This is a genomic window from Streptomyces sp. SP17BM10, assembly GCF_036322405.1.
In the GTDB taxonomy this organism is placed as follows: Bacteria; Actinomycetota; Actinomycetes; order Streptomycetales; family Streptomycetaceae; genus Kitasatospora.
The window spans coordinates 141,604-154,655 of record NZ_JAQYXB010000480.1 but is presented as its reverse complement, the minus strand read 5'-3'; the positions used below and the strand labels follow the sequence as shown (position 1 = coordinate 154,655).

The following is a 13,052-nucleotide window of genomic DNA, read 5'->3' as shown; positions in this document are numbered from 1 at the left end:
GGTGTCGGGCGCACAGTGGAACACGTCGCCCCGATCGTCGGCCCGACTCCCGTCACGGAACCCGTGTCACGGAATACGGAAGGTGAATCACGCATGACCGACACCCTGCCCGAGAGCCTGCCCGCACCCCGGGCCGAGCGCCCGGAGCCCGCCCCGGCCCCGCGGACCCCGGCGGCCGCCCCGGCGCACCTCCCCTCGGCCGCCGCCGGGGCCGTGCCGCTCGTCGACGTCTCCGCGCTGCCGCCGGTCGCCGCGCCGGTCCTGCGGATGATGGACCTGCTCCGCGAGCACGGCCCGGCCTACGTGCAGCGCGTGCACGGGCGGGACCTGCTGATGGTCGGCGGCCTGGACCTGGTCGAGGAGCTGGCCGACGAGGGGCGCTTCACCAAGTCGGTGGGCCCGGGCCTGGTGAACGTCCGCGAGTTCACCGGCGACGGCCTCTTCACCGCCTACAACGACGAGCCCAACTGGGCCCGCGCGCACGACATCCTGATGCCCGCCTTCGCGCTCGGCTCGATGCGCACCTACCACCCGGTGATGCTCAGGGTCGCGCGCCGCCTGATCGACGCCTGGGACGCCGCGTCGGCCGCCGGGCAGCCGGTGGACGTGCCCGGCGACATGACCAGGATGACCCTGGACACCATCGGCCTGGCCGGTTTCGGCTTCGACTTCGGCTCCTTCGAGCGCGACGAGCCGCACCCGTTCGTCGAAGCGATGGTGCAGTGCCTGGAGTGGGCGATGGACAAGCTCGGGCGCGACCCCGAGCTCGACCACACCGAGCGCGACGCGGCGTTTCGGGAGGACGCCGCGTACCTGGCCCGGGTGGTGGACGAGGTGATAGCCGCTCGCGTGGAGGCCGCAGCCGGGGGCGCCGGAGCCGCGGAGGCCGAGGACCTGCTCGGTCTGATGCTCGGCGCCGTCCACCCCGGTGACGGCAGCAGACTGGACGCCGAGAACATCCGCAACCAGGTGATCACCTTCCTGATCGCAGGCCACGAGACCACCTCGGGCGCGCTGTCCTTCGCGGTGTACTACCTCGCCAAGCACCCGGCGGTGCTGCGCGAGGTCCAGCGCGAGGTGGACGCCCTGTGGGGCGACCAGGCCGACCCCGAGCCGTCCTACGAGGACGTCGGGCGCCTGCGCTACACCCGCCAGGTGCTCAACGAGGCCCTCCGGCTGTGGCCGACGGCCCCCGCGTTCAGCCGCGAGGCCCGCGAGGACACCCTGATCGGGGGCCGCATCCCGCTGCGCGCCGGGGAGACGGTCACCGTGTCGACGCCGATGCTGCACCGCGACCCCGCCTGGGGCGACAACCCCGAGCTGTTCGACCCCTCCCGCTTCGACCCGGAGCTGGAGGAGGCCCGCTCGCCGCACGCCTTCAAGCCCTTCGGTACCGGTGAACGCGCCTGCATCGGGCGGCAGTTCGCGCTGCACGAGGCCACGATGCTGCTCGGCATGCTGGTGCACCGCTACCGGTTGATCGACCACGCCGACTACCGGCTGACCATCAAGCAGATGCTCACCATCAAGCCCGACGGGTTCACGCTCGCCCTCGCCCCGCGCACCCCCAAGCCACCGGTGGCGGCGCAGGCCCCGGCGCGCGCCGCCGACCTGCCCGGCCGCGTCCGCCAGGGCACGGCGGTCCTGTTCCTGCACGGCTCGAACTACGGCGCCTCGCGCGACTTCACCCGCCAGCTGGCCGAGGCCGCCGGGGAACTGGGCTGCGAGACCGAGGTCGCCCCGCTGGACGCCTACGCCGGCGGGCTGCCGGCGGGCCGTCCCGTGGTGATCACCGCCGCCTCGTACAACGGGCAGCCGACGGACGACGCGGCACGGTTCGTCCGGTGGCTCCAGGAGGCCGAGGGCGCGGCCGCCGACGGCGTCGAGTACGCGGTGCTCGGCATCGGCGACCGCACCTACGCCGCCACCTACCAGCGCATCCCCACCCTCATCGACGAGCGCCTCGCCGCCCTCGGCGGCACCCGGCTGCTGCCCACCGGCGAGGCCGACGCCTCGGGGGACCTCGCCGGCGGGGTGCGGGCCTTCGCGACGGCGCTGCGCGGCCTGCTGCTGGAGGAGCACGGCGACGCGGACGCCCCCGCCGCCGGGCTGCCGGAGGCCGCGTTCACCGTGACGGAGGTCGTCGGCGGCCCGCTGGACGCCCTCGCGGCGCGGCACGGCATGACGGGGCTCACCGTCACCGAGGTCGCCGGCCTGACCGACCCCGCCTACCCCCGGGTCAAGCGCCTCGTGCGGCTGGCCCTGCCGGACGGCGTCGAGTACCGCACCGCCGACCACCTCACCGTGCTGCCCCAGAACGACCCGGCGCTGGTCGAGCGCGCGGCCAAGGTGCTCGGCGCGGACCTCGACACCGTGCTGTCGATCGTCGCCCACCGGCGCACCGGCCTCTCCGTCGACCGCCCGCTGACCGTGCGCGAACTGCTCACCCACCACGTCGAGTTGCAGGACCGGCCGACCGCCGAGCAGCGCCTGCGGCTCGCCGACCTCAACCCGTGCCCGCCCGAGGCCGCCGCGCTGCGGGCCCTGCCCGACGACGACCCGCGCACCCTCCTCGACCTCGTCGAGGACAACCCGGCCCTGCGCGAGGCCCTCACCTGGCCGGTGCTGCTGGAACTGCTCCCGCCCATCCGGCCGCGCCACTACTCGATCTCCTCGTCCCCGGGCCAGGACCCGGCCCACGTCGACCTCATGGTCTCCGTGCTGAGCGCCCCGGCCCGCTCCGGCCGCGGCACCTTCCGGGGCACCGGCTCCGGCCACCTCGCCCGCGTCGCCGTCGGGGACACCGTCCTCGCCCGCGTCCAGCCCTGCCGGGAGGCGTTCCGGATCGGCCACGGCGCCACCCCGGTCATCATGATCGCCGCCGGCACCGGCCTCGCCCCGTTCCGCGGTGCGGTCGCCGACCGCCACCGGCAGGTGCGGGCCGGCGCCGAACTCGCCCCGGCGCTGCTCTACTTCGGCTGCGACCTGCCCGACGCCGACTACCTCCACCGCGTCGAACTGGAAACCGCCGAACGCGTCGGCGCCGTCAGCCTGCGCCCGGCGTTCAGCGAGGCCCCCGAGGAGGGCCGGCGCTTCGTCCAGGACCGCATCGCGGCCGAGGCCGACGAGGTGTGGCAGCTCCTCGCCGCCGGCGCCGAGGTCTACGTGTGCGGCGACGGCGCCCGGATGGCCCCCGGCGTGCGGGAGGCTTTCCGCGCCCTCTACCGGAGCCACACGCCGGGCGGCGCCGATGAGCAGCAGGCGGAGGCCTGGCTGCAGTCCCTGATCGACGCCGGCCGCTACGTCCAGGACGTGTACGCGGCGCGGTGAGCTGGGTGCCCGGGAGCAGGGAGTCGGCCCGGCCGACTTCCTGCTCCCGGCCGTTCCTCGGCAGCCCCGGACGAGCAGCCCGACCCTCGCCTGGGGCCAGGTGGTGCGGAGGTAGTGGTCCTCGGCGGCCCGCCAACGCCGGATCCACTCCTCGGAGGGCCGAACGCCGTGAGGCGCAGGGACGGGGCGCGAAAGATGATGGGTGCGCCCCACCCTGCACCGAAGGAGCGTCGTGCCCAGGCCGTGCGGGCGGGCGAGACGGAGATGCTCGACCACGGCTTCGCGGCGGTCGGGACGTCGACCCGGCACCACGCCGGCGACTTCTCGTAGCCGGGTGCCCCGGCTACTCCGCCGGATACTCCTTCGGCCGGAAGGCCGGCCCCGCGGCCTCGACATAGCTGAGGAAGGCCGCCCCGGCGGAGGAGACGTGCAGGTCGACGACGACCTCCTCGCCCTCCCGGCGGCCGCGCTCCGAGATCGCGAGGCCGATCAGCGCCAGGTCACCGGCCTGGCCCCGCAGTTCGTACTGCTCGCGGGTCTCCTCGCCGATGTCACCCGTCTCGTCACGCTCCCAGGCGTCCACCGCGGCCTGCGCCACCGCCCCGGGCAACCGCACCGTGACGCGGCCGACCTGGGCGTGGACGCGCTCCCCGATCGCCGCCAGCAGCTTCGAGTCTTCCCGGTACCGGACGTACTGCTCCTCATCCACCACGCGGCGAGGCTACCCGGACCACCGCACCCGGCTCGAGCGAATTGTGGCGGTCCCTGGCTGATCGATTCCAAGGGGTCAGTCGCTTGAGTCCATGCCCTCGTTGGCTGTCTGGCCCACATTCCCTTCGGCAAGGGCACGGCGAACGCGGCACGTGGCCGGTCAGTGCGGTCGGAGGCCGTCGAAGACCACACTGAAGATCCGTTGCCGGGACGCCGGGTCTGCTCCGAGGTGGTCCATCGTCGTGCTGGTGCCGGCCAGCAGGGCGAACAGTTCCGGCAGGCCAAGGTCCGGGCGAACGGCTCCGGCCTGCTGTGCCGCGTCCAGAAGAGCGGCGAGCTGCGCCTGGATCACCTCGCTGGACTCCCGTAGGGCTGCATGCGCGTCCATGCCCGCTGCGGCGAGTGCCTGGGTGAACTCGTTCTTGCCCGCGGATTGTTCGACAACCAGGCGGAAGCAGGCGAAGAAGGCATCGGCGGGCTGCATGTCGGCGGCCAGGCGCGCGGTTTGGGCGGCGATCGCCCCCAGCCTGCGCACCATCACGGCTTCCAGCAGCGCTTCCTTGGTCGGGAAGTGCCGGAAGAGAGTGCCGACTCCGACCCCGGCGGTCCGGGCGATCTCCTCGGTCGGCACGCCGACGCCACGGGTGGTGAACACCTCCGTGGCGACATCGAGCAGCCTGGCACGGTTACGGGCCGCGTCCGCCCGCAGCGGGCGCTCCTTGGCACCACTCATCCCCTACAACCTTCCTCGCCGGGCCGCTGAGCTCCTCGACAAACGGAGTATCCAGTCCGTATCGTCAAAGCGGACTCGCTAGTCCGATTCTAGCGACGGATTCCGACGGAGGCTGACCATGCCCGAAGCGCTGTCACCGCGCGAGGTCTTCCTGAAGCTGCTCGACGGCATCGCCGCAGGCCGTTACCGCGACCTGGCCGGGCTCTACGCCGAGGACGCTGTGGTGGAGACCGTCTTTGAGCCCGTCGGCCCGCGCCGCACCCAGGGGCGGGCCGCACTCGAGGAGCGGTTCGCGCAGGTCGCCGCATGCACTCCGGTGGAGCTGACGCCGGCGAACGTGGTGATCCGGGAGACCGACGATCCGGAGGTGATCGTCGCCGAATGGGACTACCAGGTGCACCACCGGCCGACTGGGAGGACCTTCGAGTCCGCCAATATCCAGGTACTGAGGGTCCGCGACGGCCTGATCGTCGGTAGCAGGGACTTCCACGACCACTTGGCCCTCATCGCGGCCACTGGCGCCCTGCCGCAGTTGGTGGCAGCACTGGACGGCAAGTAACGCAGTCAGTGAGCGCAAGAGCTTGTTGTAGCCGGGCTGCTTCGGCAGGTACGGGAACGGATGCCGCAGGTGAGCGCGCGCATGACGCAGCCACCTGGCCTCGGAGGTGAAGCCCGGCATCGCCTGCATCATCGCCAGCGTTACCAGCTCGGCATCGCTGAGCCGCGGCGATTCACCGACCGCCGGACGCCACGGAGCGAACTGCGGCGGATCCTTCAACATTGGGCTCGTTCATCTAGGAGATCCGCAGGGTGAGCTCGGCCGTGTGGAGCCGGCCGGCGGTCTGGAACTGGAGGAAGACGCGCCAGTCGCCGGACTCGGGGAGCATGGCCTGGAAGGTCAGTGTCGGGCCGCCGTCGTCGCCGGTCACGGCGTTGGCGGGATGGAGGTGGGCGAGGGCCTGGTCGCCCTCGTGAAAGGCGCTGAGGTGGGCGTAACTGTCCAGGTAGGGCTGGAGGTCGGTGACCGGGCGGCCGTCCTGCTCGAGGGAGGCGGTCAACTGGTAGGCCCCGGCCATGGGTTGGGCGCGGAGCGTGACGGTGTAGCCGTCCACGGTGGTGCGCTCGGCGGGGGCGGGCAGGGGGACGGGGGCGGCCTCGCCGGGGACGGTCACGGTGCGGCTGAGGACGTACTCCGGGCTGTGGGCGCCGGTGGCGGGGATGAAGTCGGCGTACAGGCGCCAGGTGCCGGGGGCGAGGGGCGCGAGGTCGGCGGTCCAGCTGCCGTCCGCGGCCTGTTCCGGGTGGAGGTGCTGGAAACCGGTGAGGTCGGTGCGGATCGCGTAGAAGTGCAGCTTCTTCGTCTGGTGGACGGTGAGGTCGGTGACCGGCGCGCCGTCGGGGCCGGTGATCGTGAAGCGGACCGGCGGGGTCGTGGTTTCCAACGCCAGCCGGTACCCGTCCTGTTCCGACGCGAGGCCACGGGCGGGCGCGGCGGCCTGCGGGGGTGCCATGCCGGGCATCCCGGCCATGTCGGCCGCCGCAGGAGCGGGCGCTGCCGCGGCGGGCTGCGGGCTCCGCGGGACGGAGAACGCCATGCCGAGCACGATCAGCGTCGGCACGCAGGACGCGAGCAGCCAGCCTCGGGAGAACGGACGGGCGGCAGCGGTCATCGGCGGGTCCTTCGAGTCGAGGGCGTTTGGGGTCGAGGGCGTTTCGGCCTTCTCGAACAGGAGACCTCCGGCCGGGGCCGAGATCACACAAACTGGGCGACGGGAACGCGTGGTCGGGAGGCCTGCCGGACCCTGGCATGATCGGAGGCATGCACGAACGAGTCATCGCAGCCTGTGACGGAGCTGCCAAGGGGAACCCCGGCCCGGCGGGCTGGGCGTACGTCGTCGCGGACGCCGCCGGGGCGCCGCAGCGCTGGCGGTCCGGCGCGCTCGGGCACAGCACCAACAACATCGGCGAGCTGACGGCCCTGCGCGAGCTCCTCTCCTCGACCGACGCCGCCGCCCCGCTGGAGGTGCGCCTCGACAGCACCTACACGCGCGACGCGGTCACCAAGTGGCTCGTCGGCTGGAAGCGCAACGGCTGGAAGACGGCCGCCGGGAAGCCGGTCGCCAACCGCGAGCTGATCCAGGAGATCGACGCGCTGCTGGCGGGCCGCGACGTCGCCTTCGTGTACGTCCCCGCCCACCAGGTCGACGGCGACCCGCTCAACGCCATCGCCGACAAGGCCGCCAGCGACGCCGCCCGCACCCAGCAGGGCGCCGACGGCACGGCCGCCGACCTCCCGGTGCCGGACCCGGTCACGGCGTCCTCGCGCCCGGCGAAGTCCACCGTCAAGGCGACGAAGTCCGTGGTCAAGAAGACCTCGTCCTCCGGCACCTCCCGGACCCTCGCCGCCCGCTACCCCGGCACCTGCCCCTGCACCCGCCCGTACGCCAAGGGCGACACGATCACCAAGGTCGGCAGCAGCTGGGGCCACCCGGAGTGCGCGGCGGCCCACGCCTGACATCCGGTCGACCCGCGCCCGACATCCCTTCGGCACGGGCTTCTTGCACGTCTTTGCCGTGGCGCTCCGGGAGCGGCTGAGCCGGATTCCGTCACGGCCTCGGAGTGGGAGGTCGGTCACGCCGACGTCCCACTCCGAGGCCGTACGCCGCCCCGCGCCCCCGTGGGATGATCACCGGCATGCGGGGGAGGACACCGAGACAGCGGGTGCACCGGCGACGCCTGCGGTGGTGGCGGCGGCGGAGCCCCGGCACGTGGTGGACGATCGGGCTGATGGTCGTGCTGGGCGTCGGCATGCTGGCCTCCGTCGTGCGGATGGAGCGGCAGTACGTCTCCCTCGAGCGGCACGGCGTCCACACCACCGTGACCATCGCCCGGATGCGCACGGAGAAGCGTTCCACCGGCTACCTCGTCCACTTCGCCCCCGACCCGCGTGCCCCGGCCGACATCTGGACGAGGAACGTGAGCGGCGGCATCGGCGGCACGGTCGCCGTGGTCTACGACCCGGAGGACCCCGGCCAGGTGATGGGCACCGACACCCTCGGCTGGGCCGAACTGCTCGTACCGGGTCTCCTCGGCACGGGCGGTGCCTTCTGTCTCGTCGTCATGTGGGCCTCGGCGCACGACCGTTCGGACCAGTGCAACCGCTGTCGCGGCTCGGGTCGGCCGACCGTTCTGCCCCGCGGCCTGTCCGAAAGTCGTTGGCGCCCCGGGCCGGAGGGGTGCGAGGTCATGCCCTGGTCAACGGCCCCCGTTAGTCTGCCCACCACACCGCACATCGCGGTGCCGAGGAGGGGGGACCCATGCCCATCAAGGCCTTGGCCGCGGCGCGCACCGGCGTCGCACTGGCTGCCGCAGGAGCGGTGCTGGCGCTGACGAGCGGCGCCGCGGAGGCGGCCGGTCCGGTGTCCGGCGCGGAAACGGTGGTCACCGTCGGCAGCCAGATCGCCGCTCCGGTCGTCAGCCCCGACGGCGCCACCGCGTACGTCGTCACCGCGACCGCGCAGGGCGACCTCGTCCTGAAGGCCGTCGACACCCGCACCGGCGCCACCGCCGGCGGGCTCGCGCTCGGGTCCAACCGCTGGATGGTGTTCACGGCGCTCAGCCCGGACGGCTCCAGGCTGTACGTGCTCAACTACCTCACCCTGAGCGTGATCGACGTCCGCTCGATGTCCCTGCTCGGCACGGTCGCGCTGCCCGACCAGCCGCGCCCGTCCGGGTGGAGCGTCGGCTGGCCCGCCGGCATCGCGCTCGGCCCGGACGGGACCACCCTCTACGTGGCGCAGTCCGGCGCGCAGACGGTCGGCCACCTGGGCGACGGCCGCGTGCTCGCCTTCTCCGCCGCGCAGCGGGCGTTCACGTCGGCCGTCGACTACCCGGCATCCATCCCGGGCAACCTGGCCGTCCGCCCGGGCGGACGCGACCTGTACGTCGGCAGCGAGGCGGGCGTCGTCCACCTCGACCTCACCGGCGCCGCTCCCGCCGTGACCCGCGTCGTCCCGGGCACGGCCGCGGGCCACGACTCGCAGCTGGCCTTCAGCCCGGACGGCACCCGCCTGTTCGCCCTCAACGGCGCCAACGGCGGCGCGGGCGACGAGATCGACCCGGCCACGGACACCGTCACGACCCACTTCACGCTCACCACCGGCGGCGTCGACTTCGCCTACCCGCAGGTGAGTCCGGACGGTGCGCGGCTCTACGTCGTCGACAACACGATCGAGGGCGCCGGTCCCTCGGTGTACGTCCTCGACACGACGACCGACACGGTCGCCCCGGGCGAGGCCCAGGCGCTCAACGAGGAACGCGTCAACGGCTTCGCCGTCGGCCCGGACGGGCACACGCTGTACGCCGGTGGGACGGTCGCCTCGACGGCCAGCCTGCAGATCGTCGCGCTGCAGTAGGGGCGGGGCGGCCGCGGAGCGTAGTGGGGTTGTGGGCGAGGCACGCTACGTTGCGTCGCATGACAGCCGCTCACGTGCCCATAGCCGAGTTCCTCGACGGGGACGAGGTCGTCGCGGGGGAGCACCTCGCCGACGACCTCGCCTTCTGGTTCACCCACTTCGTGATCTCCTTCGGCGTCGAGGACGAGGCGGCCGAGGAGTACGGCGTCGACGCGGACGCCTACGAGGCGATGATCGCGCGCCTCGGCGACACCGACGAACCGGGCATCGCCCTGCGCGTGCCCTTCGACGGCGGGCACACGGCGTACGTCCTCTGGCAGAACTGGGAGGACGAGAGCACCGTCGACTACCTCGTCCACCACCCCGGGTGGGGCCGCCTCGGCTTCCTCGCCCAGGACGGCCCGCACGGCTCGGGCCCCGGCCTGGCGTGGCCGGAGCTGGTGAAGCTGGCCGGCAGCGCGCAGGACGGCGTCGAAGGCTTGGACGATCCGGCCCGCCGCCTCCTGCTCCTGCTCCCGGCCCTCGGTGACGCGGACATCCCGGCCGAGGCCCGTGACGTCGTGGCGCACGCCCTCGCCGAGGTCGGCTTCCGGGCCGACGTCGTGGACGAGCTGGCCGCCCACCTGCTGGGCGAGACCGGGAGGGCCGGCCGGCCCACGTGGAGCGTGCGTGAGGGCAGCCCGATCCCGGTCTGCTCGTCCGACCACAGCCCGCGGCAGGTACCGCTGGCCCTCGGGATCACCGCGGAGCAGACCGACGCGCTGGCCGCCGCGCTCGGCTGGTGACGTTCCGCGTTCCGGGGGAAAGTCCACCGGAGCCGGTCTGTACGCGGTCTGCCGACAGGTAGACATGCCCGCCATGGAGCGAAGCACGAGGTGGCGCTCGCTGGTGGCGGCCGTCCTGCTGGTGATCGGGCTGGCCGGGCCGGCCACCGCGACCCCCGACGGGGCCCGGGTGGCGCGCGGTGTGACGTACCGCCTGCTGGAGGTGCCCACGGCCCGCGGGCCCGCCCGGCTGCACGTGGTGACCGTCGACCTCGACCGGCCCGGGGTGTCGGTCGGCCTGCTGCACCCCGGCGCGGTGGCCGCGCGGGAGCCGCTCACCCGGCTGGCCGGGCAGCACCACGCGGTGGCGGCCGTCAACGGCGACTTCTTCAACGTCAGCGAGGAGCAGCACCCGGGCGTCCCGGCCACCGGCGCGCCGGTCGGCCCGGAGGTGGCGGAGGGCCGGCCGCTGAAGGGGGCCGTACCGACGGCTCAGCGCTTCGGCTGGCCGTTGCCGCCGGGCGGGACGGTCGAGGACGTCCTGGCGGGCGGCTTCGACGGCCGTCCCCGGCTCGGGCGCCTCCACCTGCGCGGTACGGTGGACGGCCCGCAGGGGACGGTCCCGCTGCGCGGGCTGAACCAGTACGCGATCGCGGAGGACGGAATCGGCGCCTTCACCCCGGAGTGGGGCGCCACCTCCCGCGCCCGCGCCGTCTGTGGCACGGACCTCCACCGCTGGGCACCGTGCAGCGGCGAGGCGTACGAGGTGACCGTCCGCCACGGCCGGGTGGCCGCCGGGCAGCCGGGACCGGGCAGCGGCCGGGTGCCCGAGGGCGCGGTGGTCCTGCTCGGCCGCGAGGCCGGCGCCCGCTACCTGCGCGGCCTGCGGGTGGGCGACCGGGTCGAGGTCGACTACCACCTGGCCGACGAGGACGGCCTCCGGCCGCACTGGGCCCTGGGCGCCTCGCCGATTCTGCGCGACGGCCGCCCGCTCACCGGCCAGGACGCGAGCCAGCGGGAACCGCGCGCCGCAGCCGCCCTGACCGGGGGCGGCCACACCCTGCTGCTGGTCACCACGGACGGCCGCAGCGACGACGCGCCGGGCCTGACGATGAGCGAGCTGGCCGACACCCTCCAGAACCTCGGCGCCACGACAGCCGTCCAACTGGACGGCGGCAGCTCCGCCACGATGGTCACCCGCACCCCGTCGACCGCCCGCCCGGCGGTCCGCAACCGACTGGACGGCGGCGAACGCCCGATCGCGAACGGCATCGGCGTCTTCGTGCGGTAGGCGGCGCCGTCACTCCGCCGCCGTGGGCACGAGGTACACGCGGGCGAAGTGCCGGCCGACGCTGGCGCGCCGGACGTGACCGCCGACCACCTCGTTGATCTCGAAGATGCGCACCGCGGGGCCTCCGTTCGCCGGGATCGGGGCGCTACGGGCGAACGGACGGCGGTGGCGGGGGATCCGGGGGCGGGCACCCGAACGAGTGGTGGTCCGGGTGCCGCAGGGATCTTGCCCAGGGCCGGGTCGGCGATCTCCAGTGACCTTGATCACACATCCGTGACCTCGTCGGCAGCCGATCGATTGGGAAGATCATGACGACGACGGCCGGCTCCCGCCGCACCCTCCAGCCCTTGGCGCTCGCCGAGGACCCCGGCATGTACCGCCGCACCGAGGCGCCGCTCGCCGACCAGATCGCCGACTCCTACCGCCGGTTGCACGCCGTCAACGCCGCCACCGACGCCGCCGCACTGGCCGCCGACCCGCGCCGCCTCGCCGCGCTGCACGCGTGGGCTGCGCCGCTCGACGGCGGGCTCACCGTGCTGGCCGGCATCCACTACAACCTGTTCCTCGGCAGCCTGCTCCTCGCGGCAGGTGACCTGACGCCCGCCCGGGTACGAGAGCTGATGCCCCTGACGGAGCGTTCCGTCGCCCGCCTCGCCGACCACCCGCGCACCCTCGTCGACGCCTTCGACCTCCCCGAGGCCTTCTTCGCCACCCGCCCCATCGCCGGCCAGGCTTACCAGGAGGTGTTCACCGCATGAAGCCTGCCCGGGGGCCGTGTGGTGCCGGCATCACGGATCCATGCCCACGCCGAGCCCCCGCCCGATCGGACGGTGGTTCCAGGGGCGGGTGCGGGTCGGGTGACGAAGGCGAGGGAAAGCGATCGCTCGTCGGCCCGCGTGCTCGATAGGGTGCTCGTCTTTCGGCGGGGGACGGACGGAGGTCGCGGGTGAGTGCCGTGGAGGGTGTCGATCCGGCGCGCAGCAGGGTGTTCGGTGAGGTGGCGCAGGCGTACGACGCCTCGCGGCCGGGGTACGCGGACGCACTGGTGTCGGAGGTGCTGGCGTACGCGGACCTCGGGGGCCGTCCGGCGCTGGAGGTCGGTGCGGGCACGGGGAAGGCCACCGTGCAGTTCGCCGCGCGCGGGGTGCCGCTGACGTGTGGAGCCAGATCCGCGCATGGCGGAGGTGCTGCGGCGCAATGCGGCGCCGTACCCGGACGTGCGGGTCGAGGTGGGCGGGTTCGAGGAGTGGGACGCGGCCGGGCGGCGGTTCGGGCTGCTGTTCGCGGCCACGTGCTGGCACTGGTTCGACCCGGAGCGGCGCTGGGACCTGGTGCACGAGGCCCTCGAACCGGGTGGCGCGGTCGCGCTGTTCTGGAACCCGCACGGCGTCCTTGACCCCGGGGTGTACGAGGAACTGGCGGAGGTCGACCGCCGGTTCGGCGTCGCCGGCTCGCCGCACGGCGTGCCGGCCGCGACCTTCGGCGCCGAACCGGGGCAGGGCGAGGAGCCGTTCTGGCCGGAGGGGGAGTGCCGGGCGGACGGCCGGTTCACGGACTTGAAGGCGTTCCGCTTCCGGCAGGAGACGCGGTACGCGACGGAGCGCTACCTCGGGTTCCTGGCCTCGGTCTCCTCCTACCGGGTGCTGCCTGCCGAACAGCTCGACGGCGTTCTCGCCGAGACCGCGAAGGTCCTCGACGCCCGGGGCGGAGGCATCGACATGCTGCACGTCAGCGACCTGTTCCTGGCCCGCCGCCGGGCGTAGGCGGCGGCGAGAAAGGTCGTAGAAGAAAAAAGTGTTATCCACCGG

The 13,052-nt window shown here is 73.7% G+C and carries 13 protein-coding genes and 1 pseudogene; 10 read left to right on the top strand and 4 right to left on the bottom strand.

The features are described 5' to 3' along the window. Nucleotides 1-93 precede the first annotated feature (93 nt). Together PUR71_RS08315 and PUR71_RS08310 are read left to right on the top strand one after the other, a co-directional pair. Nucleotides 94-3,330, top strand: coding sequence for a bifunctional cytochrome P450/NADPH--P450 reductase (locus PUR71_RS08315; RefSeq protein WP_329925718.1), 3,237 nt, complete (start codon nucleotides 94-96; stop codon nucleotides 3,328-3,330). A gap of 195 nt (nucleotides 3,331-3,525) precedes the next feature. Continuing rightward, a complete protein-coding gene (locus tag PUR71_RS08310; RefSeq protein ID WP_329925717.1) occupies nucleotides 3,526-3,660 on the top strand; it encodes a hypothetical protein in 135 nt (44 codons plus the stop codon). A gap of 13 nt (nucleotides 3,661-3,673) precedes the next feature. Here the strand turns inward: PUR71_RS08310 and PUR71_RS08305 are convergent, their stop codons facing one another. Continuing rightward, on the bottom strand, nucleotides 3,674-4,042 hold the full coding sequence (locus PUR71_RS08305) for a hypothetical protein (protein WP_329925716.1): 369 nt from the start codon (nucleotides 4,040-4,042) through the stop codon (nucleotides 3,674-3,676). A 159-nt stretch (nucleotides 4,043-4,201) separates the two neighbouring features. Then, complete coding sequence (locus PUR71_RS08300; RefSeq protein WP_329925715.1) at nucleotides 4,202-4,774, bottom strand: TetR/AcrR family transcriptional regulator; 573 nt, start codon at nucleotides 4,772-4,774, stop codon at nucleotides 4,202-4,204. A 118-nt stretch (nucleotides 4,775-4,892) separates the two neighbouring features. Between PUR71_RS08300 and PUR71_RS08295 the strand changes: the two genes are divergently transcribed. Continuing rightward, a complete protein-coding gene (locus PUR71_RS08295; protein ID WP_329925714.1) occupies nucleotides 4,893-5,333 on the top strand; it encodes a nuclear transport factor 2 family protein in 441 nt (146 codons plus the stop codon). On the opposite strand, the pseudogene PUR71_RS08290 reads toward PUR71_RS08295, so the two are convergent. Next, nucleotides 5,328-5,555, bottom strand: a pseudogene (locus tag PUR71_RS08290) (IS982 family transposase); the annotation flags it as partial. The gene PUR71_RS08295 and the pseudogene PUR71_RS08290 sit on opposite strands and share 6 nt — an antisense overlap. 13 nt (nucleotides 5,556-5,568) lie before the next feature. Beyond that, nucleotides 5,569-6,444, bottom strand: coding sequence for a hypothetical protein (locus PUR71_RS08285; RefSeq protein ID WP_329925713.1), 876 nt, complete (start codon nucleotides 6,442-6,444; stop codon nucleotides 5,569-5,571). A 149-nt stretch (nucleotides 6,445-6,593) separates the two neighbouring features. Between PUR71_RS08285 and PUR71_RS08280 the strand changes: the two genes are divergently transcribed. The 7 genes from PUR71_RS08280 to PUR71_RS08250 all read left to right on the top strand — a co-directional run bounded on the left by PUR71_RS08280 (nucleotide 6,594) and on the right by PUR71_RS08250 (nucleotide 13,007). Then, on the top strand, nucleotides 6,594-7,289 hold the full coding sequence (locus PUR71_RS08280; protein ID WP_329925712.1) for a ribonuclease H family protein: 696 nt from the start codon (nucleotides 6,594-6,596) through the stop codon (nucleotides 7,287-7,289). A gap of 272 nt (nucleotides 7,290-7,561) precedes the next feature. Further along, on the top strand, nucleotides 7,562-8,164 hold the full coding sequence (locus PUR71_RS08275; protein ID WP_329925710.1) for a hypothetical protein: 603 nt from the start codon (nucleotides 7,562-7,564) through the stop codon (nucleotides 8,162-8,164). Beyond that, nucleotides 8,092-9,189 (top strand): YncE family protein, encoded by a 1,098-nt coding sequence (locus tag PUR71_RS08270; protein WP_329925709.1) that lies wholly within the window; start codon nucleotides 8,092-8,094, stop codon nucleotides 9,187-9,189. Before PUR71_RS08275 ends, PUR71_RS08270 begins: the two co-directional genes overlap by 73 nt. 59 nt (nucleotides 9,190-9,248) lie before the next feature. Beyond that, nucleotides 9,249-9,974, top strand: coding sequence for a hypothetical protein (locus PUR71_RS08265; RefSeq protein WP_329925708.1), 726 nt, complete (start codon nucleotides 9,249-9,251; stop codon nucleotides 9,972-9,974). Nucleotides 9,975-10,047: 73 nt separating this feature from the next. Beyond that, nucleotides 10,048-11,244 (top strand): phosphodiester glycosidase family protein, encoded by a 1,197-nt coding sequence (locus PUR71_RS08260; RefSeq protein ID WP_329925707.1) that lies wholly within the window; start codon nucleotides 10,048-10,050, stop codon nucleotides 11,242-11,244. 308 nt (nucleotides 11,245-11,552) lie between these two features. Continuing rightward, on the top strand, nucleotides 11,553-12,002 hold the full coding sequence (locus PUR71_RS08255) for a hypothetical protein (protein WP_329925706.1): 450 nt from the start codon (nucleotides 11,553-11,555) through the stop codon (nucleotides 12,000-12,002). A 417-nt stretch (nucleotides 12,003-12,419) separates the two neighbouring features. Next, entirely contained in the window at nucleotides 12,420-13,007 is a 588-nt protein-coding gene (locus PUR71_RS08250; RefSeq protein WP_329925705.1) for a hypothetical protein, read from the top strand. The last annotated feature ends 45 nt before the right edge of the window (nucleotides 13,008-13,052 follow it).